This window comes from Rhizobium mulingense, assembly GCF_029194105.1.
Classification (GTDB): domain Bacteria; phylum Pseudomonadota; class Alphaproteobacteria; order Rhizobiales; family Rhizobiaceae; genus Rhizobium; species Rhizobium mulingense.
In genome coordinates, this window is record NZ_JARFVE010000052.1 from 1 (window position 1) to 1,295 (window position 1,295).

Here is a 1,295-nt window from a genome sequence, read left to right on the forward strand (position 1 = left end):
CACGCCCGGAATGGACTTGATGTTCGATTTGACGTCGCATTCGGAAAGGGCCTTCGGCTCATCGCCAGGCTCGTCGCGGCTCGTTGCGACGCTGAGGTGCTTCTTGCGGCGCTTCGCCGCCTTGTCTGGATATTGCGCTAACACTTCCGCAATGAGCTTTTCATGCAAAACGCTGTCATTCTCGTAATCAAGGCTCATGGGCCCCTGCCCCCTTTCAAGGTTCGGGTTAGGTCGTCGTCGCCGAAGCGTCTTTCGTGGAAGGACGCGCTGGCTCAAGGGCCAGCGCGTCCTGTCGACAGCGGCAGTTATTGAGCCGCAACCACCGCTGACTCCTTGGCCTGTAATTCGGCCAGCATCTGCTCGTCGCTCTTCATGATGCCGAAGTCGAGCAGCATGTCTTCGAGCTCTTCCATGGTAATCGGGGTCGGAATGGTCCCTTGGCCCGAATTGGCATGGATCTTCTCGGCTAGCGCCCGATATTCCCCGGCCTGCTTGGAGTCCGGCGCGTACTGGATCACCGTCATCTTCCTGAGCTCGGCGTGCTGGACGATGTTGTCACGCGGCACAAAGTGGATGAGCTTGGAATTGAGCCTGGCAGCCAGCGCCTCGGAGAGGTCGAGCTCGCGGTCCGTCTGGCGCTCGTTACAGATCAGGCCGCCGAGCCGCACGCCGCCGGAATGGGCATATTTCAGGATGCCCTTGGCGATGTTGTTGGCGGCATAGAGCGCCATCATCTCGCCGGACATCACGATGTAGATCTCCTGGGCCTTGTTCTCACGGATCGGCATCGCGAAGCCACCGCACACCACATCGCCGAGCACGTCATAGGAGACGTAGTCGACATCGTCATAAGCACCGTTCTCTTCGAGGAAATTGATCGAGGTGATGACGCCGCGCCCGGCGCAGCCGACGCCCGGTTCCGGACCGCCGGACTCCACGCACTTGATGCCTTTGTAGCCGGCCTTGAGCACGTCCTCGAGCTCAAGGTCTTCCACCGAACCTTCCTGCGCCGCCAGATGAAGAACCGTGTCCTGTGCTTTGGCGTTCAGGATCAGCCGGGTGGAGTCGGCTTTCGGGTCGCATCCGACGATCAGGATCTTCTGCCCGAGGTCGACAAGCGCTGCGAGCGTATTTTGGGAGGTGGTGGACTTGCCGATCCCCCCTTTGCCGTAAAATGCGATTTGACGCAAATCTACCATATCGCCTTCCTTCTTTCGTTCCATCCATCGCTGAGTAAAAGGCAGGCAGCTCGCGCCGCCTCGCATGGCAATCTTCAAAACCCGTGCCATGTGGGC

At 59.7% G+C, this 1,295-nt stretch carries 2 protein-coding genes; both read right to left on the reverse strand.

Annotated elements, in window-relative coordinates:
• Positions 1–198, reverse strand: a 198-nt coding sequence (locus tag PYR71_RS30605; protein WP_077991962.1) for a nitrogenase, incomplete at its 3' end; no start/stop codon positions are given.
• A 107-nt stretch (positions 199–305) separates the two neighbouring features.
• Positions 306–1,199 carry a nitrogenase iron protein gene (gene nifH / locus PYR71_RS30610; RefSeq protein WP_040111861.1) on the reverse strand — a complete coding sequence of 298 codons (894 nt, stop codon included), beginning with the start codon at positions 1,197–1,199 and terminating at the stop codon, positions 306–308.
• Positions 1,200–1,295: the final 96 nt, after the last annotated feature.